The organism is Micromonospora sp. NPDC047527 (assembly GCF_040643015.1).
Taxonomy (GTDB): Bacteria; Actinomycetota; Actinomycetes; order Mycobacteriales; family Micromonosporaceae; genus Micromonospora.
The window spans coordinates 281,348-304,487 of the sequence record NZ_JBEYTK010000004.1; the positions used below are offsets into that span (position 1 = coordinate 281,348).

At 72.3% G+C, this 23,140-nt stretch carries 25 protein-coding genes; 14 read left to right on the forward strand and 11 right to left on the reverse strand.

What is annotated here, in order from left to right; translation table 11 throughout:
• Positions 1 to 47: 47 nt before the first annotated feature.
• On the forward strand, positions 48 to 296 hold the full coding sequence (locus ABZ808_RS18030; RefSeq protein ID WP_357007444.1) for a hypothetical protein: 249 nt from the start codon (positions 48 to 50) through the stop codon (positions 294 to 296).
• A 106-nt stretch (positions 297 to 402) separates the two neighbouring features.
• Here ABZ808_RS18030 and ABZ808_RS18035 read toward each other — a convergent pair whose 3' ends face one another.
• On the reverse strand, positions 403 to 1,734 hold the full coding sequence (locus tag ABZ808_RS18035; protein WP_357007447.1) for an extracellular solute-binding protein: 1,332 nt from the start codon (positions 1,732 to 1,734) through the stop codon (positions 403 to 405).
• Positions 1,735 to 1,882: 148 nt separating this feature from the next.
• On the opposite strand from ABZ808_RS18035, the gene ABZ808_RS18040 reads away from it, so the two are divergent.
• Positions 1,883 to 2,716 (forward strand): phosphoribosylaminoimidazolesuccinocarboxamide synthase, encoded by an 834-nt coding sequence (locus tag ABZ808_RS18040; RefSeq protein ID WP_357007449.1) that lies wholly within the window; start codon positions 1,883 to 1,885, stop codon positions 2,714 to 2,716.
• Positions 2,717 to 2,726: 10 nt separating this feature from the next.
• Here ABZ808_RS18040 and glpK read toward each other — a convergent pair whose 3' ends face one another.
• Positions 2,727 to 4,211, reverse strand: a complete 1,485-nt coding sequence (gene glpK / locus ABZ808_RS18045; protein WP_357007451.1) for a glycerol kinase GlpK — start codon at positions 4,209 to 4,211, stop codon at positions 2,727 to 2,729.
• Between the two features lie 102 nt (positions 4,212 to 4,313).
• On the opposite strand from glpK, the gene ABZ808_RS18050 reads away from it, so the two are divergent.
• A complete protein-coding gene (locus ABZ808_RS18050; RefSeq protein WP_357007454.1) occupies positions 4,314 to 5,252 on the forward strand; it encodes a ribose-phosphate pyrophosphokinase in 939 nt (312 codons plus the stop codon).
• 225 nt (positions 5,253 to 5,477) lie between these two features.
• Here the strand turns inward: ABZ808_RS18050 and ABZ808_RS18055 are convergent, their stop codons facing one another.
• Positions 5,478 to 5,933: an ATP-binding protein gene (locus ABZ808_RS18055; RefSeq protein ID WP_357007457.1), complete on the reverse strand. Its 456-nt coding sequence runs from the start codon at positions 5,931 to 5,933 to the stop codon at positions 5,478 to 5,480.
• A 120-nt stretch (positions 5,934 to 6,053) separates the two neighbouring features.
• Here ABZ808_RS18055 and ABZ808_RS18060 point away from each other — a divergent pair, with 120 nt between their 5' ends.
• Both ABZ808_RS18060 and ABZ808_RS18065 read left to right on the forward strand, forming a co-directional pair.
• Complete coding sequence (locus tag ABZ808_RS18060; RefSeq protein WP_357007460.1) at positions 6,054 to 7,187, forward strand: DUF5931 domain-containing protein; 1,134 nt, start codon at positions 6,054 to 6,056, stop codon at positions 7,185 to 7,187.
• Between the two features lie 14 nt (positions 7,188 to 7,201).
• On the forward strand, positions 7,202 to 7,852 hold the full coding sequence (locus tag ABZ808_RS18065; protein ID WP_357008197.1) for a response regulator transcription factor: 651 nt from the start codon (positions 7,202 to 7,204) through the stop codon (positions 7,850 to 7,852).
• A gap of 6 nt (positions 7,853 to 7,858) precedes the next feature.
• Here the strand turns inward: ABZ808_RS18065 and ABZ808_RS18070 are convergent, their stop codons facing one another.
• From ABZ808_RS18070 to ABZ808_RS18080, 3 genes are all read right to left on the reverse strand, one after another.
• Positions 7,859 to 8,431 (reverse strand): DUF5709 domain-containing protein, encoded by a 573-nt coding sequence (locus ABZ808_RS18070; protein ID WP_357007462.1) that lies wholly within the window; start codon positions 8,429 to 8,431, stop codon positions 7,859 to 7,861.
• Between the two features lie 88 nt (positions 8,432 to 8,519).
• Complete coding sequence (locus tag ABZ808_RS18075) at positions 8,520 to 9,329, reverse strand: ATP-binding protein (RefSeq protein WP_357007464.1); 810 nt, start codon at positions 9,327 to 9,329, stop codon at positions 8,520 to 8,522.
• Positions 9,329 to 10,327 (reverse strand): SDR family oxidoreductase, encoded by a 999-nt coding sequence (locus tag ABZ808_RS18080; protein WP_357007467.1) that lies wholly within the window; start codon positions 10,325 to 10,327, stop codon positions 9,329 to 9,331. Before ABZ808_RS18080 ends, ABZ808_RS18075 begins: the two co-directional genes overlap by 1 nt.
• A gap of 227 nt (positions 10,328 to 10,554) precedes the next feature.
• On the opposite strand from ABZ808_RS18080, the gene ABZ808_RS18085 reads away from it, so the two are divergent.
• Positions 10,555 to 11,754, forward strand: a complete 1,200-nt coding sequence (locus ABZ808_RS18085) for a glycosyltransferase (RefSeq protein WP_357007470.1) — start codon at positions 10,555 to 10,557, stop codon at positions 11,752 to 11,754.
• On the opposite strand, the gene ABZ808_RS18090 is transcribed toward ABZ808_RS18085, so the two are convergent.
• From ABZ808_RS18090 to aroA, 4 genes are all read right to left on the reverse strand, one after another.
• On the reverse strand, positions 11,712 to 12,635 hold the full coding sequence (locus ABZ808_RS18090) for a hypothetical protein (RefSeq protein WP_357008200.1): 924 nt from the start codon (positions 12,633 to 12,635) through the stop codon (positions 11,712 to 11,714). The genes ABZ808_RS18085 and ABZ808_RS18090 overlap by 43 nt on opposite strands.
• Before the next feature lie 59 nt (positions 12,636 to 12,694).
• Positions 12,695 to 13,513 carry a histidinol-phosphatase gene (hisN, locus tag ABZ808_RS18095; RefSeq protein ID WP_357007472.1) on the reverse strand — a complete coding sequence of 273 codons (819 nt, stop codon included), beginning with the start codon at positions 13,511 to 13,513 and terminating at the stop codon, positions 12,695 to 12,697.
• 28 nt (positions 13,514 to 13,541) lie between these two features.
• Entirely contained in the window at positions 13,542 to 14,552 is a 1,011-nt protein-coding gene (gene rsgA, locus ABZ808_RS18100; protein ID WP_357007474.1) for a ribosome small subunit-dependent GTPase A, read from the reverse strand.
• Between the two features lie 121 nt (positions 14,553 to 14,673).
• Positions 14,674 to 15,975: a 3-phosphoshikimate 1-carboxyvinyltransferase gene (gene aroA, locus ABZ808_RS18105; protein ID WP_357007476.1), complete on the reverse strand. Its 1,302-nt coding sequence runs from the start codon at positions 15,973 to 15,975 to the stop codon at positions 14,674 to 14,676.
• 101 nt (positions 15,976 to 16,076) lie between these two features.
• On the opposite strand from aroA, the gene ABZ808_RS18110 reads away from it, so the two are divergent.
• The 7 genes from ABZ808_RS18110 (at position 16,077) to ABZ808_RS18140 (ending at position 20,530) form a co-directional block, all read left to right on the forward strand.
• Positions 16,077 to 16,787 carry an SOS response-associated peptidase gene (locus ABZ808_RS18110; protein ID WP_357007478.1) on the forward strand — a complete coding sequence of 237 codons (711 nt, stop codon included), beginning with the start codon at positions 16,077 to 16,079 and terminating at the stop codon, positions 16,785 to 16,787.
• A gap of 197 nt (positions 16,788 to 16,984) precedes the next feature.
• A complete protein-coding gene (locus tag ABZ808_RS18115) occupies positions 16,985 to 17,377 on the forward strand; it encodes a WhiB family transcriptional regulator (protein ID WP_357007481.1) in 393 nt (130 codons plus the stop codon).
• A gap of 53 nt (positions 17,378 to 17,430) precedes the next feature.
• Positions 17,431 to 18,048, forward strand: coding sequence for an alpha/beta family hydrolase (locus tag ABZ808_RS18120; RefSeq protein WP_357007484.1), 618 nt, complete (start codon positions 17,431 to 17,433; stop codon positions 18,046 to 18,048).
• A 224-nt stretch (positions 18,049 to 18,272) separates the two neighbouring features.
• Positions 18,273 to 19,100, forward strand: coding sequence for a sigma-70 family RNA polymerase sigma factor (locus ABZ808_RS18125; protein WP_357007487.1), 828 nt, complete (start codon positions 18,273 to 18,275; stop codon positions 19,098 to 19,100).
• Between the two features lies 1 nt (position 19,101).
• Positions 19,102 to 19,389 (forward strand): mycothiol system anti-sigma-R factor, encoded by a 288-nt coding sequence (gene rsrA, locus ABZ808_RS18130; protein ID WP_053660297.1) that lies wholly within the window; start codon positions 19,102 to 19,104, stop codon positions 19,387 to 19,389.
• A 413-nt stretch (positions 19,390 to 19,802) separates the two neighbouring features.
• The gene (locus tag ABZ808_RS18135; protein ID WP_203178709.1) at positions 19,803 to 20,024 is read left to right on the forward strand and encodes a biotin/lipoyl-binding carrier protein; all 222 of its coding nucleotides are present in this window, start codon (positions 19,803 to 19,805) and stop codon (positions 20,022 to 20,024) included.
• On the forward strand, positions 20,021 to 20,530 hold the full coding sequence (locus ABZ808_RS18140; RefSeq protein WP_357007490.1) for a GNAT family N-acetyltransferase: 510 nt from the start codon (positions 20,021 to 20,023) through the stop codon (positions 20,528 to 20,530). The genes ABZ808_RS18135 and ABZ808_RS18140 overlap by 4 nt, the downstream gene beginning before the upstream one ends.
• A 103-nt stretch (positions 20,531 to 20,633) precedes the next feature.
• Here the strand turns inward: ABZ808_RS18140 and ABZ808_RS18145 are convergent, their stop codons facing one another.
• Entirely contained in the window at positions 20,634 to 21,236 is a 603-nt protein-coding gene (locus ABZ808_RS18145; RefSeq protein ID WP_357007493.1) for a helix-turn-helix domain-containing protein, read from the reverse strand.
• Between the two features lie 112 nt (positions 21,237 to 21,348).
• Here ABZ808_RS18145 and ABZ808_RS18150 point away from each other — a divergent pair, with 112 nt between their 5' ends.
• Positions 21,349 to 22,929: an MDR family MFS transporter gene (locus tag ABZ808_RS18150; protein ID WP_357007496.1), complete on the forward strand. Its 1,581-nt coding sequence runs from the start codon at positions 21,349 to 21,351 to the stop codon at positions 22,927 to 22,929.
• Positions 22,930 to 23,140: the final 211 nt, after the last annotated feature.

Here is a 23,140-nt window from a genome sequence, read left to right on the forward strand (position 1 = left end):
GCGTGGACCGACGTGCCCAGGTTGCGCGCTTCGGCGAGGATGGGCACATGTCTTCATTCGGCAAGTGGTGGGGCCGGCTCAGCGCGGTCCTTGGCGGGGTTGTCCTCGCGGTTTTCGTGCCCGTCGCGGCGTGGGCGTCCACGGGCACCGGCGAGCTGGTGGTGGAGGCCGCCCGACGGCGGTCCCGGGGTGGCTTCGGTTTTCTCGGCCTGCTCTGCTGCCTCGTGGTGGTGGCGATCATCGTGTTCCTGCTGCTGCGCCTGACGCGCGGCCGCCGGGGTGGCCCGCCGCGCTGACCCGTCGCCCGCGCGGCCTGCCGCTGATGGCAGCTGACTGCCGGCCGCCGTGCGGGCTGTCAGCTCATCGCCGGGCGGCGGGCCGTGCCGGTCGAGCCGCCGGTGGTCACGCCGCCAGGGCGGCGTTGGCCTGGGCGAGAAAACGCGAGGTGGCCGCGCGCGTGCCGGCCCGCCCGCCGCGGATGCTCTCCGCGGCGGCGACCAGCAGGGTACGCACCTTCGCGTGCCCCTTCGGCGGCGGCGCGGGCGCCGGCCCGAGCTGGTCGGCGATGCTGGCGCCGAACGCGGAGGCGCGCTGCTGAGCTGGGTCGGTGATGCTGCCCTCGGTGTACCGACGCACGGCGATGCTGGCGTTGAGGCCGCGTTCGTGGCCGAGAACGGTGCCGACCTCGCCGTTCGTGGTCAAAAAGTTGATCACGTCGATGACGGTGTCCGGGTGGCGGGTGCCGCGGAACGCGGACCAGTACATCGACGCCCTCGCCCACTGCGCGCCCGGCGGGCCGGGAAAGCCCACCACGCCCAGCTCCGAGTCGGTGAGTCGCTGTAGTTCCGGTAGCTGGTGGGACCAGGCGAAGGACGCGGCGGTCAACCCGGTGACCACCGGCTGCCGGGCCGGCTCCCCACCGTCAACCTGCTCGACCAGAGCAGCGCCCGGCGTGGCCCGCCCGCTGCGGGCCCGCTGCCACAGCTCGAACCAGGCGATCAGCTCGTCGGCGCCGAAGCCGACCTGCCGCCCCCGATAGAACTCGCCGCCCTGCGAACGCAGCCACAGCCAGAGGGCGCGATAGTCGCCGGACGCGTCGACCGTGCCGGCCACCCGCCCGTCGCTGGCCTCGGTGACCTGCTCGGCCCAGGAGATGTAGTCCGCCCAGGACATCCCGGCGCGTGGCTCGGGCACCCGCAGCTCGCTCAGCAGGTCACGGTTGAAGACCACGGCCGCGTGGGTCTGCCCGGCGGCCACCGCCATCGTCCGGCCCTCCACGGTGCCGCAGCGGACCAGGCCGTCCGGCAGGCCGCGCAGATCCAACCGGTGATCGACGACCCGTTCGGTGAGGTCGAAAACGATCTCACGTTGGGTGTACTCGGCCAGCACAGCGTCGTCGAGCTGGATCAGATCCGGCACGTTGCCGCCGGCAGCCTGGGTGGCCAGCCGGTCGTAGTAGCCGTCGGCGCCCTGCCAGGTGACCCGGAAGGTGACCCGGGGGTTGCGCTCCGAGTAGAGCCGCAGAACCTTCTCGGTCAACTCGGCCCGTCTCGGCCCACCCCACCAGAAGACCGACAGCTCGACCGGCCCGTCCTCGGTCGACGTGGCGGATTCGTCGCTGCACCCGGCCAGCCCGCCCGTGGCCAGCAGAGGCGCGCCGAGCAGGGCGGTCAGCACTCGGCGCCGGCCCGGGTCGGCGCCGAGGCGGGCGAACGGAGGACGAACAACGGGCACGGGGTCTCCTGGCACTGCGGGCGGGGTCGGACCATTCACGCAGGCGTCGCAGTTGGGTGTCAACGTCCGTCCGGTCACCCCTCCCGACCGGGCTCCGGTGTGGGTGGCCAAAACGGGCCCGCCGGTGCCGCGTGGTGTACTAGGGCGCGTGGAACTTCTGCACTCGGGCAAGGTCCGGGACGTCTACGCCGACGGCGACGACCTGATCCTGGTCGCCTCGGACCGTATCTCGATCTACGACGTGGCGCTGCCGACGCCGATTCCGGACAAGGGTCGACTGCTCACCGCGCTCTCGCTCTGGTGGTTCGAGCAGCTCGCCGACCTGGTGCCGAACCACGTCATCTCGGCCACCGACGTGCCGGCCGAGTTCGCCGGCCGGGCGATCCGCTGCCAGCGACTGGACATGGTCCCGGTGGAGTGCGTCGCCCGGGGTTACCTGACCGGCGGCGGCCTGCGGGAGTACGAGCGCACCGGCGCGGTCTCGGGCGTGCCGCTGCCCCGAGGGCTCGGCGAGGCGTCGATCCTGCCCGAACCGATCTTCACGCCGTCGAGCAAGGCCCCGGCGGGCGAGCACGACGAGCCGATCACGTTCGCCGACGTGGTGGACAAGGTGGGCCAGGCCACCGCCGAGCGGCTGCGGCAGATCACCATCGACATCTACCGGCGCGGCGCGGAACTGGCTGCCGACCGGGGCATCCTGGTCGCCGACACCAAGATCGAGCTGGGCTGGGCGCCGGACGGCACCCTGGTCCTCGCCGACGAGCTGCTCACCTCCGACTCGTCGAGGTTCTGGCCGGCCGAGTCGTACCAGCCGGGCCGTGTGCAGTTCTCCTACGACAAGCAGTACGTGCGGGACTGGGCCACGGGTAGCGGCTGGAACAAGCAGGCCCCGGCGCCGGATGTGCCCGCCGAGGTGGTCGAGGCGACCCGCGCCCGCTACGTCGAGGTCTACGAGAAGCTCACCGGCAACCGCTGGGAGTGACCGCCGGCCCTCACTCCACCCAGTCGAGGGTGCGCTGCACGGCCTTGCGCCAGTTGTGCAGCTCCCGGTCGCGCAGCTCCGGCGCCATCGTCGACGTCCACTGCGCGTCCGAGCGCCACTGTGCCCGTAACGTGGCGAGGTCCGGCCAGAAGCCGACCGCCAGGCCGGCCGCGTACGCCGCGCCCAGGCAGGTGGTCTCGGTGATCCGGGAGCGGACCACCGGCACGTCGAGCACGTCGGCGAGGAACTGCATGAGCAGGCCGTTGGCGGTCATCCCGCCGTCCACCCGGAGCCGGCGCAGCGCCACGTCGGAGTCGGCGTTCATCGCGTCGACCACCTCGCGGGTCTGCCACGCCGACGCCTCCAGCACCGCCCGCGCGAGGTGCCCCTTGGTGACGTAGCCGGTCAGGCCGGCGATCACGCCCCGTGCGTCGCTGCGCCAGTGCGGGGCGAAGAGCCCGGAGAACGCCGGCACCACGTAACAGCCGCCGTTGTCGTCCACGGTGCGGGCCAGCTCCTCCACCTCCGCCGCTGTCGAGATCAACCCGAGGTTGTCCCGCAGCCACTGCACCAGCGACCCGGTGACGGCGATCGCGCCCTCCAGCGCGTACGCCGGGGGTTGGCCCTTGATCTGGTACGCGACCGTGGTGAGCAGGCCGTGCGTGGAGGGGACCGGGCTGGCGCCGGTGTTGAGCAGGAGGAAGCTGCCGGTGCCGTAGGTGCACTTCGCCTCGCCCGGCTGGAAGCACGTCTGACCGAAGAGCGCGGCCTGCTGGTCGCCGAGCGCACTGGCCACCGGCACCCCGGCGAGGACGCCGGTGGCGGTGCCGTACACCTCGGCGGAGCAGCGGATCTCCGGCAACATCGCCGCCGGCACGCCCATCGCGTCCAGCAGCTCCGGGGCCCAGTCGAGCGTCGTGAGGTCCATCAGCATGGTCCGGCTGGCGTTTGTCACGTCGGTGACGTGCTCGCCGGTCAGCTTCCAGATCAACCAGCTGTCCATGGTGCCGAAGAGCACCTCGCCGCGCTCGGCTCGCTCGCGCAGGCCGTCGACCTCGTCGAGCAACCAGCGCAGCTTCGGGCCGGCGAAGTAGGTGGCCAGCGGCAGGCCCGTGCGAACCCGGAACCGCTCCTCGCCGTACGCCGAAGCGAGCTCGCGCAGCAGCGGCCCGGTGCGGGTGTCCTGCCAGACGATGGCGTTGGCCACCGGGCGACCGGTGGCCCGGTCCCAGACGACGGTGGTCTCCCGCTGGTTGGTGATGCCGACGGCGGCCAGCCCGGCCGCGTCGGTGCCGGCGGCCCGCAGCGCCTCGGCGACCACCTGCTCGACGTTGTCCCAGATCTCCTCGGCGTCGTGCTCCACCCAGCCGGGCCGGGGGAAGATCTGCCGGTGCTCGCGCTGGGCCACGGCGACGATCTCCCCGGCCTGGTCGAAGACGATGCACCGCGAGGAGGTGGTGCCCTGGTCGATGGCGGCGACGTACTGGGGGGTCACGGCAGCACCGTACCCGGACCGGCCGCGTGGTGCGACAGTCGTCACCCCCGGTTGCGGCCTGCCGCCGATAGGGTCCGGTCGCGTCGCCTACGATGTGCGAACGTGCGTGACATCGCAGTTTTCAGTGGAACCGCCCATCCCGAACTCGCCGCCGAGATCTGCGCCCACCTGGGGGTGCCGCTGCATCCGGTGCGGGTCTCCCGGTTCGCCAACGACTGCCTGGAAGTGCAGTTGCAGGCCAACTGCCGGGAGCGGGACGTCTTCCTGATCCAGCCTCTGGTGCCACCGGTGCAGGAGAACCTGGTCGAACTGCTGCTGATGATCGACGCGGCGCGGGGTGCCTCCGCCGGCCGGATCACGGTGGTGCTGCCGCACTACGCGTACGCCCGCTCGGACAAGAAGGACGCGCCGCGCATCTCCATTGGCGCCCGACTCGTCGCCGACCTGCTCACCTCGGCCGGAGCGGACCGGGTGCTCGCGATGACCCTGCACTCGCCGCAGGTGCACGGTTTCTTCAGCGTTCCCGTAGACCACTTGCACGCGCTGCGTGAGTTGGCCAAGCACTTCCGGCGGTACGACCTCAGCAACACTGTGGTGGTCTCGCCCGACCTGGGCAACGCCAAGGAGGCCGCCGCCTTCGCCCGCCTGCTCGGCACGCCGGTCGCGGCCGGGGCGAAGCAGCGGTTCAGCGACGACCTCGTGAAGATCAGCGCAGTGATCGGCGACGTGGCCGACAAGGACGTCATCGTGCTGGACGACGAGATCGCCAAGGGCAGCACGGTCGTCGAACTGATGGAACACCTGCGCGGCCTGAAGGTGCGCTCGATCCGGCTCGCCTGCACGCACGGCCTCTTCTCCGGTGACGCGTTGCGGCGGCTCAGCGACCAGGACGGCGTACTGGAGATCGTCTGCACCAACACGGTCCCCATCCCGGCCGCCAAGCGGGTCCCCAAACTTCAGGTCCTCTCGGTGGCCCCCGCCCTGGCCGAGGCGATGCGCCGGATCCACAACGGCGAGTCCGTCTCCGCCCTCTTCGCCTAACCCCGCCCAGCCCTCGCCCCCCAGCCCCGCAGCCCCGCCCCCCGACTCCGCGATCTTGCAGTTTCGGTCGCCGGAATGAGGTGGTTTGGGCGCTTCGCCGGGGCAGCAAGTGCAAGATCGCGGGTGCGGGGTGCGGGGTGCGGGGTGCGGGGTGCGGGGTGCGGGGTGCGGGGTGCGGGGTGCGGGGTGCGGGGTGCGGGGTGCGGGGTGCGGGGATCGAGAGGGCTAGCGGGGGGTGTGGTTGGGGGTGGTGACGGCGGTTGTGACGCGGACCGTGGTGCCGGCGGCGCTGGTCACGACCTCCATGGCGTCGGTCAACTCGCGGGCCAGCCAGAGGCCCCAGCCGCCAGCGGTGTCGGGGGCCGGGCGGCTGCGGTCGCCCAGTCTCTGCGGGCTGATCCCGCGCCCGCGGTCGGTGACCTCGCAGACCAGTGAGCCTGACTCGCTCCAGAGTCGCAACCAACCGCGCCCGCCACCGTGCCGCACCGCGTTGGTGATCAATTCGTTGATTGCGAGCACGAAGTCGTCCAGTCGCTGGCCGGCGAGGCCGGAGGCGTGCGCGCAGGAGGTGACCGAGTGTCGAATCTCGGTCACCTGGGCCTGGTCGAAGGCCTCGGCGATCAGGAGGGCAGGGTCGATGGGCACAACCGTACGCGGTGCGTGCGGATCTGCGTTCATCATGGCCCCGTCCCGACGGCGGATCCCGGAGTGTTTCGCGGCTTTTCCACCGTACGTCAGGGTTTCTCGGATCGCACTCCGTGCCTCGCACGCCGCTGGCTCGGCTGTGACATCCTGACCGCCATGCCGTCGCCGCCGCGTGGTTTCGAGGTGCCGCTCTGGCGGGCGCTCACCGTGTTCCGGCTGGCGTCCCTGGCGTACGTCTGCGTGCTCGCGGTCCGCGACGCCGACCGGTACGCCCACCCGTTCGCGGTCGGTGCCCTGCTCCTGCTGATGATCGCGTGGACCGGGGCGACAATCGTGGCGTACGCCCGACCGGCCTGGCGCCGCTGGCCACTGCTGCTGGCCGACCTCGGGGTGGTCATCGCCATCGTGCTGTCCACCCCCTGGGTCGTCGGGCGGGAGGCGCTCGGCAACGGCGTACCCACCCTGGGGGTGGCCTGGATGGCCGGCCCGGTGCTGGCGTGGGCCGTCTCCGGCGGCCGGCGGCGGGGCACGGTGGCCGCGCTGCTCGTCGCCGGCGCGGACCTGGCCACCCGCGAGCGGATCGGCCAGTCCTCGTTCACCGGGGTGATCCTGATGCTGCTCGCCGGTGTGGTGGTCGGGCACGTGGCCCGCCTCGCCGTGGCCGCCGAGGAGCGGCTGCAACGCGCGGTGGAGTTGGAGGCGGCTACCCGGGAGCGGGAACGGCTGGCCCGGGGCATCCACGACTCGGTGCTCCAGGTGCTGGCACTGGTGCAGCGGCGAGGCGCGGACCTGCCCGGCGAGGCCGGCGACCTGGCCCGGCTGGCCGGCGAGCAGGAGGCCGCGCTGCGCGCGCTGATCTCCGGCACCACCCCGGTCGGTGCCGGCCGGCTGGACGACGGCGACGCGGTGGACCTGCGTGCCCTGCTCAGCCGGTACGCCTCGACGGCGGTGTCGCTCTCCGCGCCCGCCAGCCCGGTGCCGCTGCCCCGGCAGGTGGCCGGGGAGTTGGCCGCCGCGACCAGCGCGGCCCTGGACAACGTGGGACGTCACGCCGGCGGGCGGGCCTGGGTGCTGATCGAGGACGAGGGGGACAGCGTGACCGTGTCGATCCGTGACGAGGGGCCGGGCATCCCGGACGGCCGACTGGCCGAGGCCGCCGCGCAGGGACGGCTCGGGGTGACCCTGTCGATCCAGGGTCGGGTGGCCGACCTCGGCGGGACGGTGCGGATCATGTCGGCACCCGAGGCGGGCACCGAGATCGAGTTGGTTGTGCCGAGGGCCCGAGGGTGAGCGCCCTCCGGGTGATGGTCGTCGACGACCATCCGATGTGGCGCGAAGGGGTCGCCCGGGATCTCACCGAGGCCGGTTTCCTGGTGGTCGCCACCAGCGGCGAGGGGCGGCAGGCGATCCGGGTCGCGGCCGCCGCCCGGCCCGACGTGGTCGTCCTCGACCTGCAACTACCGGACATCTCCGGTGTCGAGGTGGTCCTCGGGCTACGCGCCGCGCTCCCCGAGGTGCGGGTGCTGATGCTCAGCGCCAGCGGCGAGGAGCAGAGCGTGCTCGACGCCGTCAAGGCGGGGGCCACCGGCTACCTGGTGAAGTCGACGGCACCCGCCGAGTTCCTCGACGCGGTGCGCCGCACCGCCGCCGGAGACCCGGTCTTCACACCCGGTCTGGCCGGGCTGGTCCTGGGGGAGTACCGCCGGCTGGCCGCGCCGGGGCAGGGTCCCGGGCCGGCCGGCGGCGCGGAGCCCGGCACGCCCCGGCTCACCGACCGGGAGACGGAGGTGCTGCGCCTGGTGGCCAAGGGGATGTCGTACAAGCAGATCGCGCAGCGGCTCGGCCTGTCCCACCGCACGGTGCAGAACCACGTGCAGAACACGCTGGGCAAGCTGCAACTGCACAACCGGGTGGAGCTGACCCGCTACGCCATCGAGCGGGGCCTGGGCGGCTGAGCCCCCTCAGACCGAACGCGGCGGCTCCGTTTCGTGGATGGCCAGCTCCTCGGCGGTCGCCCCGCCGCCCGCCGATCCGGCGTCGTACGCCACGGAGTCGGTCTCCTGGTTGGTGTGTGCCCCCTCGTCCGGTTGCACCAGACGGCCCACGGTGGCGTCGGCAACCGTGCCGAGCTGGCCGTGGTCGTAGAGGGAGACCGGCGAGTTCGGGTCGGACGTGGGCCCCGGGTCCATGACGTCGGCGTCCAGTTGGGCCTCCGCGGCGGCCGCCTCGTTGTCCGCCTCGAAGGCGATCTTCGGGTCGACCGGGCCGGCCAGCGGGTCGTCCACCGGTCGCTCGAAGCTCTCCCGCTGGAGCTTGTAGTCCAGCGACTCACCGGCGAGCTGCTCCTCGGCGGTGGTCCCGAAGCGGTCCACCGCCACCGGGGTCCGGTCGCCGGGAATCTGGGCTGGCTCCGGGCCGTCCGCCTCGCGTCCGGTGAGGACATCGTCGTTGGCGGTCGAGTCGTCGTCGGCGGTGTCGGGCAGCCCCTCCGCCTCGGTGTCGGACACGGGGGTCGGGTACTCGTTGTCGCGCATGTCTGATCACTACCCGCTGCCCTCCCGCCGTAACCGGAGCACCGCCGGTCATGTGGGAGTGAACCGGCCATCGGGGGCGGAAAGACCCTCAGCCGAGCGCGTCAGCCTCGTCGTCCGGGTGCAGCACGCACCAGACGACCTTGCCGTCCGGCACCATGCTGGTGCCCCAGCGGCGGGCCACCGTGTCGATCAACAGCAGGCCCCGACCGCCGGCGCGGGTCGGCGGGGACAGCCCAGCGAACGCCGGCCGGTGCGCGGAGTGGTCACGGACCGCCAACTGCAGGGTGCTGTCCTGCGGTGCCAACCGGACGCTCATCAGCGTCCGGGCGTGCGCCACCACGTTGTTGACCATCTCGGTGACCGCGATCTGCGCCGGCTCGGTCAGCGTCGGCATGCCCCAGCGGCGGCAGCCGGTGGCGACCAACTCGCGGGCCTGCCGGGCGGCCTCCACGGTGGGGGTCAGCTCGACGGTCAGCACCGCCGCCAGCGGCGTCGCGGCGAGCGCCGCCAGCGCGCCGTCCAGGGTGGGCCAGGCAGGGACGCCGGCCAACGCGGTGTCGGCGCGACCCGGCCCGGAGACCGCGGGGTCGCAGAGCAGCAGGTCCGCGGCGGGCCAGTCGGCGACCTCCCGGCGGATCTGGGCGAAGACACCCCGCCCGGGAGGTTCGTCGACCCGCAGCCCGGTCACGTCGGCGACCACCGGGCCGGGCCGGTCGCAGAGCCGCGCGAGCAACGCGTCGCGGATCGTCTCCGCCGCGGCGGGGTCGAGCACGCCGGTCAACCGGACCACCGCCGACGACTCGTCGACCTCCACCCGGCAGCGCCCGTCGGTGGGCGGCACCGCGTCGGTGCGCGGGACGTCGAGGTGCGGCGTGTCCGGCCGGTCGATGCCGGTCATCAGCGATCCAACCGGGATCGGCGGTTCTTCGCCGCTATCGTGCCGACGGCGGTGCCGGCCGCGGCGAGGCCGAACGCCGCCGTCATCCGCACCAGGTGCCGCCGCCGGCCGTGCCAGCCACCCTCGCGGCTGGCCTGCGCGTCGGCGTGGAACACGTTGCCGCTGCTGTCCAACCGGGCGCCCGGGCCGAACTGGGTGCGCTGGGCGTACCAGCCGAGGGTGCGCTCCACCAGCGCCGGCGCCAACCGCCACTGCAGGCCGAACAACCGGGCGGCACCACCGGCGTACGCCTCGCGGCGCGGGCGGCGCAGCAGCCGCACGATGGTCTCGGCGACGACCTCCGGCGGGTAGACCGGTGGGGGTGGTAGCAACTCACGACCGCTGTGGTTGGCCGTGTGCCGGAAGAACGGGGTGTCGATGGTGGCCGGCAGAACGGTGCAGACGGAGATCTGACCCCGACCGGTGACCCGCAGTTCCTGCCGGACGGTGTCGGCCAGCCCTCGGATGCCGTGCTTGGAGGCGTTGTACGCCGACTGGTACGGCATGGCCACCTCGGCCAGCACGGAGGCGTTGTTGACCACCACGCCACCGCCGGCCGCGCCGAGGTACGGCAGCGCGGCTTTGAGGCCGTGCACCGTACCGAGCAGGTTGACCTCCAGCACCTGGCGGAACTCGGCGACCGGGATCTCGTCGAACAGACCCACCGCGCTCACCGCGGCGTTGTTCACCCAGGCGTCGATGCGCCCGAACTCGGCCACCGCCCGGTCGGCCAGCAGTTGCACAGACTCCAGATCGGTGACGTCGGTCGGCACCGCCAACGCCCGACCGCCCAACTCCCGACAGCGCTGCGCCACCTGTCGCAGGGCCGGCTCACTGCGGGCGGCCAGCACGACGGCGGCCTTCCGGCGGGCCAGCGCGTACGCGGTGGCGGTGCCGATCCCGCTGGAGGCACCGGTGATCACCACGGTCGAGTCGTCGAGGCTGCGGGTCAGCGGCATTTCTGAGCGGTACCCCGGGCCGGGCCGGGTCATACCACCGGCCGATGGACGATCATCGCGGAGGCGTCTTCTGGTGCGGCCGGGCGGGCTCGTGTGGTTGCCGGGGCGCAGGTGTCGGCGTACCCGGGGGCGGTGTTTCCCGATCTGCCAGGTTTCGGCTCCCGGCCTCCAGGTTAATGGGACGCTCTGACCGGACCGCCGAGGAGAAGAACGCAGGGAGGTGACCCATGCGCGTCGGCCTCGTCTGCGCGCACAGCAGTTCGTACCGGCACGCCGACGGCCCGCCGGTCGGCACCCAACAGCACATCGCGAGGGTCGCCGCCGAGTTGACCGGTCGCGGCCACGATGTCCGGATCTACGAACGCCGGGACGACCCAGGGCTGCCGGTGACGGCGGACGTCGATGGCTACCGGGTGCACCGGGTGCCTTCCGGCCCGCCCACGCCGCTGGCCACCGCCGAGTTGATTCCGCACGTGACGGAGTTCGGGCGTTGGCTGGCCGACGAGTGGGGCGGCGCCTGGCGGCCCGAGGTGGTGCACGGGCACTACTGGATCGGCGGCCTGGCCGCCGCGCACGCGGTCCGGGAGACCGACATCCCGGTCGTGCAGACGTTCCACTCACTCGGAGTCGAGCAACTGCGTCACCTGGGCGGCCACTACGACGGGCCGGGGCAACGGATCCCGCTGGAACGGGCGCTGACCCGGGCGGTGGACATCGCGGTCGCCCAGAGCAACGACGAGGTGGACGAGCTGACCCGGATGGGCCTGCAACGCAGCTCGGTGGCGATGGTGCCGGCTGGAGTGGACACCGAGCAGTTCCACCCGGACGGTGAGGCGGCGCCGCGCGAGCAGCGGGCGCGGATCCTCTCCGTCGGTGGGCTCTCCCCGGGCCACGGCCAGGACGACCTGATCCGGGCGATGCGCCTGGTCGGCGACGCCGAGCTGGTGATCGCCGGTGGGCCGCCGGCCAGTCAACTGGCCAACCACGCGGAGGCGCGTCGGCTGCGCGAGCTGGCCGAGCGGGCCGGGCTGGCCGACCAGGTGCGCCTGGTGGGTGCGGTGCCGCACGACCAGATGGCCACCTGGTACCGGTCGGCGGACGTGGTGGCCTGCACGCCGCACTACTCGTCGGCCGGGCGGGTCTCGCTGGAGGCGATGGCCTGCGGCGTGCCGGTGGTCGGTTACGCGATGGGCGGTCTGGCGGACGCCGTGGTCGACGAGGTCACCGGTCGCCTGGTGCCTCCCGGCGACGTGCGTACGCTCGGTGTCTCCCTGCGCCGGCTGCTCACCGACAACGCCGGCCGGTTCGCGTACGGCCACGCCGCCGTGGACCGGGTCCGCAGCAGCTACACATGGGAGCGCACCGCCAGCGCGTTGGAGCGCCTCTACGAGCGGGTGGTGAGCCGCCGCAAGCCCGTCGAGGCCTGAGCGGGCTGTGCCGCGGCCCCGGTCGTTAGCCGGGCCGGCTGACGCCCGTCATTGCCGAGTCGCTGCGGCGCGCCCACCGGGCGGTGCTGCTGCGGCTCGGCGTACCTGGTCAGGCCGATCACGGAGGCCAGGGTGACCAGGAATCCGACGGCCGCCAGCCACTCCCGTCCCGGCCAGATCTTGTCGTTGAGCAGCAGCAGGCCGACGATCGCCGCTGGCACCGCACCGGCGGCGTCCATCGCGGCGACCGCGGCCGTCGTCGAGCCGCGCTGCATGGCCAGGCCGAGCAGCAGTTGGCCGACGATCGAGTGTGCGATCAACAGGTAGAGCAGCGGGTCGGCGAGGAACGCCTCGGCGGACGGCGCGGACGCCAGTGGCCGAGCGGCGACGGCGGCCGAGCTGAACGCCAGCCCGGCCAGTGAGCCGAGGGCCACCGAGCCAGGTGCGCCGTGCAGCCGGACGGCGAAGAAGCCGAGCACCGCGATGACGCCGAGCGCCGCCAACAGGGCGATCGAGCCAGCGGTGCCGAGCTGCCGCGACGGTGCCGGCCGGGCCGACAGCACCAGCGCGGTGATCCCCGCGAAGAGCAGCGCCAGCAGCACCACCTCCGCCACGGGCAACCGCCACTTCAGCACCAGCACCCCGAGGATGGCGGTCACCCCGAGCCCGGCGGCCACGCTCGCCTGCACCAGGAACAACGGCAGGTCCCGTCGGGCCAGGAAGGCGAGCACGAAACCGCCGATCTGGCAGACCAGGCCGACCAGGTACGTCCGGTGCCCGGCGAGCCGCAGCAGCAGGCCCGGATCGAAGGTGTGGTGGACCGTTGTGCGGGCCGCGGCCACCGACTGGAGAAGGTTGGCGAAGCCGTACGCGACGATCATCGCCGCGAGAAAGCACCAGCCGGAGGAGACCACCTGGCGAGGATAGAGGTTGCCGAGTGTCAGCGCTCGGCTGGTCGATCCAGCCGGGCGAGGATGTCGGCGTGCAGCACACCGTTGGTGGCTACCACGCTGCTCTCGGTGCCGGGCGCGCCGGCCGGGGCCGGTCGACCCGCCAGATCCGTGACCGTGCCACCCGCCTCGGTGATGATCGGCACCAGCGCCGCCACGTCCCACAAGGACAGTTCCGGCTCCACCATCACGTCCAGCGCGCCCTCGGCCAGCAGCATGTAGCCGTAGAAGTCGCCGTACGCCCGGCTGCGCCAACTGGCCCGCATCACGTCGAGCATCGCGTCGAGCCGCCCGGCGCGCTCCCACCCGGTCAGCGAGGAGTAGCAGAAGCTGGCGTCGACGATCCGCCGGACCGCCGAGACGCTGATCCGCTCGCCCGCGGCGGGGCCCGGTCCGGCGTACGCGCCCGCGCCCGCGCTCGCCCACCACCGCCGTCCCAGCGCCGGGGCGGACACCACGCCGACCACCGGCCGGTCGCCGTCGTAGAGCGCGATCAGGGTGGCCCACACCGGCACGCCACGGACGAAGTTCTTGGTGCCGTCGATCGGGTCGACGATCCACCGGCGACCGTCCGCATCGGCGCTCTGCGTCGCGCCGTACTCCTCGCCGAGCACCCCGTCGGCTGGCCGGTGCTCGGTCAGCAGCGCGCGGATCTCCCGCTCCACGGCGGTGTCCGCGTCGGACACCGGCGTGAGGTCCGGCTTGGCCTCCACCCGGAGGTCGAGCGCGCGGAACCGGGCCGTGGCGATGGCGTCGGCCCGGTCGGCGAGCAGGTGGGCGAGGTCGAGGTCGTCGGCGTACCCGGTCATGCCGGCAACCTAGCCGATGCCCGGCGGCTCACTCGTCCGGCCCGCGCCGGTCGCCCTCGCCGGGCCCGCGCTGGTCGGCGTCGCCGCGCGAGTCGCCCTCGCCGGCCCGGGAGGCGAGCAACCGGCGGTACGACGCCAGCCGCCGCGCGTCGGCCTTGCCGGCGGCCACCCAGGCGTCCAGCCCGCATTCGGCCTCGTCGGCCGTGTGGGGGCAGTTCGGCGGGCAGTCGACCGTGCCCTCGACCAGGTCGGGGAAGCCGTGCAGCAGGCTGTCGGCGGAGACGTGCGCCAACCCGAAGCTGCGGATGCCGGGGGTGTCGATGATCCAGCCCGGGTCGGTGTCGACGCCCGGCACCGGTGGCAGCCGCAGCGCCACCGCGCTCGTGGAGGTGTGCCGGCCGCGACCGATCGCGCTGACCACACCTACGGCGCGGGCGGCGTCCGGGACGAGGCGGTTGACAAGCGTCGACTTGCCCACCCCGGAGTGCCCGACCAGCACCGACACCCGACCGCTGAGCAGCGCGCGCAGCGCGGCCAGGTCGGCGTTGGGGCGGTTCAGCACGTACGGCAGCTCCAACTCGGCGTAGTAGCCCAGCACCTCCTCCGGCCCGGCCAGGTCGGCCTTGGTGAGGCAGAGCAGCGGCTCGACGTCGGCGTCGTAGGCGGCCACCAGGCAGCGGTCGATGAACCCGGTACGCGGCGGCGGATCGGCCAACGCGCTGACGATCACCAGTTGGTCGGCGTTGGCGACCACGACCCGTTCCAGCCGGCCCTCGGCGGTGGTCTCGTCGTCGTCGGCGGTGCGACGCAGCACCGATCGGCGCTCGGCGATCCGGACGATCCGGGCGAGGGCGCCCTCGGTGCCGGAGGTGTCGCCGACCAGGCTGACCCGGTCGCCCACCACCACCGACTTGCGACCCAGCTCACGGGCCCGCATCGCGGTGACCGTGGGCAGCTCGGCCCCGGCCACGCCGCGCTCGGCGCCGGCCAGCACGCAGGTGTAGCGACCCCGGTCGACGGCGATGACGAAGCCGTCCACGGCGTCGGCGTGCTGTGGTCGGGTGCGGGTACGCGGACGCGACGACTTCCCGGGCCGGACCCGTACGTCGTCCTCGTCGTACTCCCGCCGTCTGGTCGCCAGGACGTGCCCTCTTCTCGCCTCAGTTCTTGCCGGTCACCATCGCTGACCATAGTGCCGGGAACTCCGGCATGGTCTTGGAGGTACAGCCGACGTCGTCCACCTCGATGCCCGGCACGGCGAGACCGGCCACCGCGGCGGCGTGCGCCATCCGGTGGTCGTGGTAGGTGTGGAACACGCCGCCGCGCAGCGGCCGGGGCCGGATCTCCAGCCCGTCCGGCGCCTCGGTGATGTCCGCCCCGAGCGCGGCGAACTCCCGCGCCAGCGCGGCGAGGCGGTCGGTCTCGTGGCCGCGGATGTGCCCGACACCGGTGAAGACCGACGGCGAGTCGGCCAGCATGGCCAGCGCGGTCAGCACCGGGGTCAGCTCGCTGACGTCGGACAGGTCGGCGGTCAGGCCGTGCACCACGCCGGTGCCCCGGACGGTCAGCCCGTTGGTGGTGAGGGTGACCTCGCCGCCCATCCGGTGCAGCAGTGAGCGGAGCTGCTCGACCGGCTGTGCGCTGTTGTGCGGCCAACCCTGGAGGGTGACCTCACCGCCGGTGACCAGTGCCGCGGCGAAGAACGGCACCGCGCCGGAGAGGTCTGGCTCGATCTCCCAGCCCCGCCCGGTGAGCGGGCCGGGCTCGACGGTCCACACGTCGGGGGTGGTGTCGTCGACGGCCGCGCCGGCGGCCCGCAGCATCTGCACCGTCATCCGCAGGTGCGGAGCGGAGGGCACCGGCGGGCCGACGTGGCGCACCACGAGACCCCGGTCGAAGCGGGGGGCGGCCAGCAGCAGGCCGGAGACCAACTGGCTGGACGCGGAGGCGTCGATCACCACCTCGCCGCCGGTGACCCCACCGGCGCCCTGCACGGTCAGCGGCAGGCTGCCCGTGCCGGTGACGTCGATCCGGACACCCAGCGAGCGCAGCGCCTCGATCAGCGGACCGAGCGGCCGGGTGCGGGCATGCGGATCACCGTCGAAGGTGACCTGCCCGTCGGCCAGCCCCGCCACCGGCGGCACAAACCGCATCACCGTGCCGGCCAGCCCCACGTCCACGTGCGCCGGCCCGGTCAGCGGGTGCGGCCGGACCAGCCAGCGCTCGTCGTCGCTGATCGACACGTACGTGCCCATGGCGCGCAGGCCGGCGGCCATCAACTCGGTGTCCCGGGCGCGCAGCGGCCCGGCCAACGTCGACGGGCCGGCGGCCAGCGCGCTGAGCACCAGGGCACGCGCGGTCAGCGACTTGGAGCCAGGTAGGCGCAGCGTGGCCGCCACCGGGTCGGACGCGGTTGGTGCGCTCCACGGCTGCGGCGGCCGGGTCGCTGTCAGGTTCCCCACGGTTACATTCTGCCGTGTCGGCCGGTCGGCGGCACCGACCGGCGGTCGTACTCCCGGTTGGCGGGACAGCCGGGGGGCTCTCGACAGGTTAGCGTTGGCGTATGTGCGGCAGGTACGCGACGACCCGTGGCGCCGGCGAGTTGAGCGCGTTGTTCGAGTCGTCCGACGACACCGACGACCGGGTCCGGCCCGATCACAACGTCGCGCCCACCGATCCGGTCCCGCTGGTCCGGATGACCCCCGAAGGGCACCGCAGCCTCTGCGTGGGCCGCTGGGGCTTTCTCCCGCACTGGTCGCGGTCCGCGGCCGGCGCGGCCCGCATGATCAACGCGCGGGCCGAGACGGTGGCCAGCAGCCGGGCGTACGCGCGGGCGTTCGTCCGCCGCCGCTGCCTGGTCCCGGCCGATGGTTGGTACGAGTGGGTCCGGCTGCCCGAGGGCGGGCGGCAGGCGTATTACATGACCCCCGCCGACGGCTCGGTGCTCGCCCTGGCCGGCATCTGGTCGGTGTGGGAGTCCGGGGCCGATTCCCGGCTCACCTTCAGCGTGTTGACCACCGCGGCGCTCGGCGAGTTGGCCGAGGTGCACGACCGGATGCCGGTGCTGGTGCCGCCCGAGCGCTGGTCGTCGTGGCTGGCGTCGAGCGACGAGCCGGAGCGGCTGCTCGCTCCGCCGTCGGCCGACCGGCTTGCCGGGCTGGAGATCCGTCCGGTCGGGCCGGCGGTGGGTGACGTCCGCAACGACGGGCCCGGGTTGACGGCCCGGGTGCCCGTCGCATCGATGATCGCGCCGCAGGAGCTGACGCTGTTCTGAGGCCGGCGCATATCGTCGGGTGACGATTTCACAGGTTTCCGATCGATTCGTTACCTGTTTGTTCAGTCAGGTTCCCGGCAGCTACTTGTCCCGGTGTCCCAAAGTGCGATACAACACAGCGCCGGTAGTGGCTGTCGATTCGCACGGGGCGGACGACATCCACCGATCTTGCCGGTCCCACGGGGGAGGTGGGTGGAATGACACGGGCGCGTATGCCACGCCCGCACGAGGTGGCCGCGGCGCGGCAGGATCCGCGACTGCTGCGGGCCTTGCGGGAGCGACGACAGGACGACGCGTGGCGCACCAGAGGGACATGTCAGAGTGTGGATCCGGAGACGTTCTTTCCGGCGCCGAACGAGCCGGCGGACGCCGCCATCGCACTCTGTCGCAGCTGCGATGTGCAGGGGTCCTGCCTGGCGTGGGCACTGGAGGTGGGTGACTGCCACGGGGTCTGGGGTGCCACCACGCCCCGCGAACGGCGGGCGATGCTGGTCGCCTGGCGGGGCGAGGTCGAGCCGGATCCGGCCGCCCTCGACGACGCCGGTCCGCCGGTGCGGGACCGTCTGCTCACCCTGGTGCCGCTGAGCTGACCATCGGAACGAACCGATCCCGGTGACCGGCCGGGGCGGCGCAGAATGGGTCGGTGCTGCCCAGCGAAGAGATCAACACCCCGCGCGGTCCGGCGCGGATCGACACCGACCTACCGGCCTGGCCGGCTGCTGCCCTGCTGGTGCTCGGGCACGGCGCGGGCGGCAGCGTGGACGCGCCCGATCTGCTCGCGGTTCGGGACGCGGCGGTCGCGGCCGGCCTGGCGGTGGTTCGGGTGACCCAGCCCTACCGGGTCGCCGGTCGGCGTGCGCCGGCCCCCGCCGGGCACCTCGACGAGGCGTGGACGGCGGTGCTCGCCGCGCTACGCGATCGGCATGCCGACGTGCCGACGCTGCTGGTCGGCGGTCGGTCCAGTGGCGCTCGGGTGGCCTGCCGAACGGCTCAGGCGGTGGGCGCGGCCGGCGTTCTCGCGCTGGCCTTCCCGCTGCACCCGCCCGGCCGACCGGAACGCTCCCGGGCGGCCGAACTGGACACCGGGCTGCCGACGCTGGTGGTCAACGGCGACCGGGACCCGTTCGGGGTGCCGGAGCCGGGGCCGGTCGTGCAGGTGGTGACCCGGCCGGGTGAGACGCACGACCTGCGGCGGGATCCGGGCGGCACCGCTGCCGTGGTGCGGGACTGGCTGCGCGCGCAGGGCTGGACGGCCGACTGAGCCAGCCGACTGGGCCGGCCGTGTCCGGTGCCGGGCGCGATTCGTTGCATCCGATGGTGCCGCCGGCCCGGTTCGGGCGGGCGACGCCAGTCCTCCCAGGCCCTTCCTGGTCCCAGCGCCGGCCGTCGCCGGGGCCGGGACCAGGAACGGGAGAGCGGGCTGGAATGCCTCACCCGTCATCTCGCGTTACTACCCCCGGGACGACTTTTGCGAGGGGGTGACCGGTGCCGACCGAGACACGAAGCCTGGAACGGGACGAGCGGGACGCCAAGCAGCTGAAACGGCTGCTGGATGCTCCGGCCTGGCCCGCAGCAGCGGGACCGGGCGGTGTGGGTGCGGTGAGCACGGGCACACCAGCCGGAAGTGAATCTGCGGGCAGGTCCGTGCGCGTATCCTCGGCGGGAAAGCATCCGACGCGAGGGGATGTGCGGTTGACCACCGAGAAGACGGACGAGCGCAGGGCCCGGTTCGAACGGGACGCGATGCCATTCGTCGATCAGCTCTACGCTGCCGGGCTGCGCATGACGCGCAACCCGGCGGATGCCGAGGACCTGGTCCAGGAGACCTACCTGAAGGCGTACGCGGCCTTCCACCAGTTCGAGCAGGGCACGAACCTGAAGGCCTGGCTCTACCGGATCCTGACCAACACCTACATCAACTCCTACCGCAAGCGGCAGCGCCAACCGATCCAGGCGCCCACCGAGGAGATCACCGACTGGCAGCTCGCCGAGGCCGAGTCGCACACCTCCAGCGGTCTGCGTTCAGCCGAGACCGAGGCACTGGACCGGCTGCCCGACAGTGACGTCAAGGAGGCCCTCCAGCAGTTGCCGGAGGAGTTCCGCCTGGCTGTCTACCTGACCGATGTCGAGGGCTTCTCGTACAAGGAGGTCGCCGACATCATGGGCACGCCGATCGGCACCGTGATGTCGCGCCTGCACCGGGGCCGTCGTAATCTGCGCAAGCTGCTCGAGCAGTACGCCGCGGAGCGGGGCTTCAGCCCGGCCCGGTCCGCGAAGGGCTCGACCGCCGCCGCTGCCGGCCGGGAGGTGTGACGTGAGCTGTGGAAAACCACACGAGACGGACTGCCGCGAGGTGCTCGCGGAGGTCTACCTCTACCTGGATCTGGAGTGCGCCGACGAGCGGCGCCTGCTGATCCGGCACCACCTCGACGAGTGCGGGCCGTGCCTGCGCGAGTACGGGCTCGAGCAGGAGGTACGGGCGCTTGTCGCTCGGTGCTGCGGCAACGAGACCGCACCGGATCAACTGCGTGAGCGGCTGCGCGTGAAGCTCACCGAGCTGGTGGTCTTCGAGACCACCGACTCCCGTGAACTGGCCGACTGAGCAACCGAACGGACGTAAACCGGTGGCCCGGGTCGATGTCGACCCGGGCCACCGGTGCATCCGGCTTCCGCCGGTGCGGGCTGACCGTTGACGGGCCGTCGACCCGTCGGCACGTTCAGGAGTTGGGACGCTTGCCGTGGTTCGCGGCGTTCTTCTTGCGGGCCTTCTTCTTGCGGGACTTCTTCGCCATGCTGACCTCCTCGTGATGGGTCGGATCCGTGCTGCGCGCGGCCTACGAGCCGGTGCATCCACCGGCCGCCCGGCGTCGGGTCCGACCCGTTGATGGTAGTGCGGTCGACCTCTAGTGCCTTCCCCCGGGGCTGTCCCGTCATGCCGGCCGCGCCGCTCGACACCCACGCCCGACCCTCGCGTGATTGGATACGTCGGCAGGCATATCGCGAAAAGGGAGGGCCGTGGACATGGCCGAGGAGATCCGCGCCGAGATGGTGGCGAACGTCTGGAAGGTCGTCGCGTCGACGGGCGACACGGTGTCCGAGGGCGACACCCTGGTGATCCTCGAGTCGATGAAGATGGAGATCCCGGTCATCGCCGAGTCCGACGGTGTGGTCCAGCAGCTCGCCGTCAACGAGGGTGACGTCGTGCAGGACGGCGACCTCATCGCGGTGATCGGTTGAGCGGCCTGCGGGTCCGGCCCGCCGACGCGTCCGACTTCTCGGCGGTGGCCCGGCTGACCGTGGCCGCGTACGAGGCGGACGGCCAGCTCAAGGGCGAACACGGGTACGCGGCGGTGCTGGCCGACGTGTCGACCCGGGCGGACAGCGGTGAGGTGCTGATCGCCGTGGACGAGGTGACCGGTGCGGCGCTCGGTTCGGTGACGTTCGTGTTGCCGGGGACCCGCTTCGCCGAACTGTCCGGGCCGGGTGAGGCGGAATTCCGCATGCTCGCGGTCGACCCCGCCGCCCAGGGTCGGGGCGTCGGCGCGGTGCTGGCTCGGGCGTGCGTCGACCGCGCGGCCGAGTTGGGCTGCACGGCGGTCGTGATCTGCGTGCGAGCCGGGCTCGCCGTCGCGGCGCACCGGCTCTACGAGCGGCTGGGCTTCGTCCGGGTGCCCGAGAAGGACTGGTCGCCGGCTCCCGGAGTCGACCTGCTCGGCCTGCGCCTCGACCTGCGCAACACCTGACCCGCCGCCGTCGCGGCTGCCGCCTGACCCGGTGCCGACGCGCGTGGCCGCCGGGCGGCAACGCCTGGCGGGCGGGGATCGAGGCCCGGGTTGGTCGCCCGGGTCAGTGCTGGGGGCCGTCCGTCGGGGTCGCGGTCGCGTCCTGCTCGCCGATGCTGGCGAGCAGTTCGTCGGCCACCTGGAGCGCGATCCGGCGGCGTTCGTCGTCGGTGATGCCCGGCGTTCGTACCGCGAACCAACTGCTGTGCACCGCGAAGAGTGACAACGTGGCACGCAGTTGGGCGGCGGGGGAGTCGTCGCCCCGGCAGAGCGCGTAGGCCAGTTGCATCATCCGGCTGCGCATCTGCTGGCCGGCGACGAGGCTCTTGAGCACGGTCTGGTTCTGCTCGAAGAAGCGCATCACCGATGGCTGCTCGCCACCGAACATCGAGTCCGCGTACCGGGAGATCAGCGTGCGCCGGGTGTCGAGGTTCGCAGGCTGGTCGTCGGCCCAGGCGATGAGCGTGTCCATCCGCTCCAGTCGCTCCTCGACGAAGCTGGCGACGATGTCGTCCTTGCTCTTGAAGTGGTAGTAGAGCGCCGCCTTGGTGACCCCGAGTCGCTCGGCGATCTCGCGCAGCGACGTCTTCTCGTACCCCTGCTCGGTGAAGAGCTCCAGCGCGACGGCCTTGATCCGCTCCCGGGTGCCGCCTGTGCTCTCCCTCACCACGTCTCCCAATTCACTTGACCGGCAGTTCGTGCCCAACTTACCGTCCGGCTAGTAAGGTGACTAGCCGGTCGGCAAGTAAGTAGTGCAAGCACTTCGGGGGAGCTTACCCATGACGCAGGTGACCCAGGCCAGCGCGCGACCCAACGTACGGGTCGTCCTCTTTGGGCTGATGATCGCAATGATGCTCGCGATGCTCGACAACATGATCGTCAGCACCGCGCTACCGAGGATCGTCGGCGAGTTCGGCGGCCTCAACCACTTCACCTGGGTCGTCACCGCGTACGTCCTGGGCACCACCGTCTCCACCCCGATCTGGGGCAAGCTCGGTGACCTGTACGGCCGCAAGTCGGTCTTCCTGACCTCGGTCGGCATCTTCCTGCTCGGTTCCGCCCTCTGCGGCATGGCCGGCTCCGCGATGCTGGGCGGCCCGCAGGACGGCATGGTGCAGCTCATCGCGTTCCGGGCCGTACAGGGCCTCGGCGCCGGCGGTCTCATGGTCGGCGTGATGGCGATCATCGGCGACCTGGTCCCGCCTCGCGAGCGTGGGCGCTACCAGGGCATGATCGCCGGCATCATGGCCATCGCCATGGTCGCCGGCCCGCTGGTCGGTGGCTTCATCACCGATCACCTCTCCTGGCGCTGGGCGTTCTACGTGAACCTGCCGCTGGGCGGCGTCGCGCTGCTCCTGCTGATCACCACGATGCACCTGCCGAAGTACCGCACCGAGCACCGGATCGACTGGCTCGGCGCCGGGCTGCTCTCGGTCGGCATCACCGCGATCGTGCTGATCACCACCTGGGGTGGCAACCAGTACGACTGGACCTCACCGCAGATCCTCGGCCTGGCCGTGCTGGGTCTGGTGGCGCTGGTGGCGTTCGGCCTGGTCGAGCGCCGGGTGTCGGAGCCGATCCTCCCGTTGGCGCTCTTCGCCAACCGCAACTTCGCGCTGATCTCGCTGATCGGCTTCCTGCTGGGGTTCGCGATGTTCGGCGCGATGAACTTCCTGCCGCTCTACCAGCAGACGGTGCAGGGGGCCTCGGCGACCAACAGCGGCCTGCTGTTGCTGCCGCTGATGTTCGGCATGCTGGTCGTCTCGCTGGTCATCGGGCGGGCGATCACGAAGACCGGCAGGTACCGGGCGTACCCGATCATCGGTGGTGTGGTGATGACCGCGGGCATGGGGCTGCTCGCCATGCTCGACACCAACACCAGCAAACTGCAGTCCTCGCTGTACATGATCGTGCTGGGTGCCGGCATGGGCTTCCTCATGCAGACGTCCATGCTCATCGCGCAGAACAGCGTGGAGCAGAAGGACCTCGGCGCGGCCAGCGGCGCGGCGACCTTCTTCCGGTCGATCGGCGGCTCGTTCGGCATCTCGCTGTTCGGAGCGATCTTCGCCAATCGGCTCGCCGACTCCGCCGGGGGCGCGGCCTTCGGCGGTGAGGGCGGCGGCAGCATGGACCTGGCGAAGCTCAAGGAACTGCCCGCCCAGGCGCGCGAGCTGGTGCTCGACGGTCTCGCCGGCGCGATCTCGCACGTGTTCCTCTGGGCGGTGCTGTTCACCATCGTGATCCCGGTGCTCGCCTGGTTCATCAAGGAGATCCCGCTGCGTACCGCCAACGAGGCGCCGCCGCAGGCCACTCCCGAGGAAGAGGCCGAGATCGCCCTCGGCAAGGCCCCGGTCGCCTAACCCAACCCCGGACCCATCGCGCCGCGCCACCCTTCCGGGCCGGCGCGGCGCGCCCTTGCTCCGCCCCTCCGCGCCGGTGCCGGGCCGCCCTCCCCGCGATCTTGCACTCTCTGCCCCGACATAAATTTCCATACCCGACAAACCGGCGACCGCAAGTGCAAGATCGCGGGAGCGGGGAGCGGGGAGCGGGGAGCGGGGAGCCGGGAGCCGG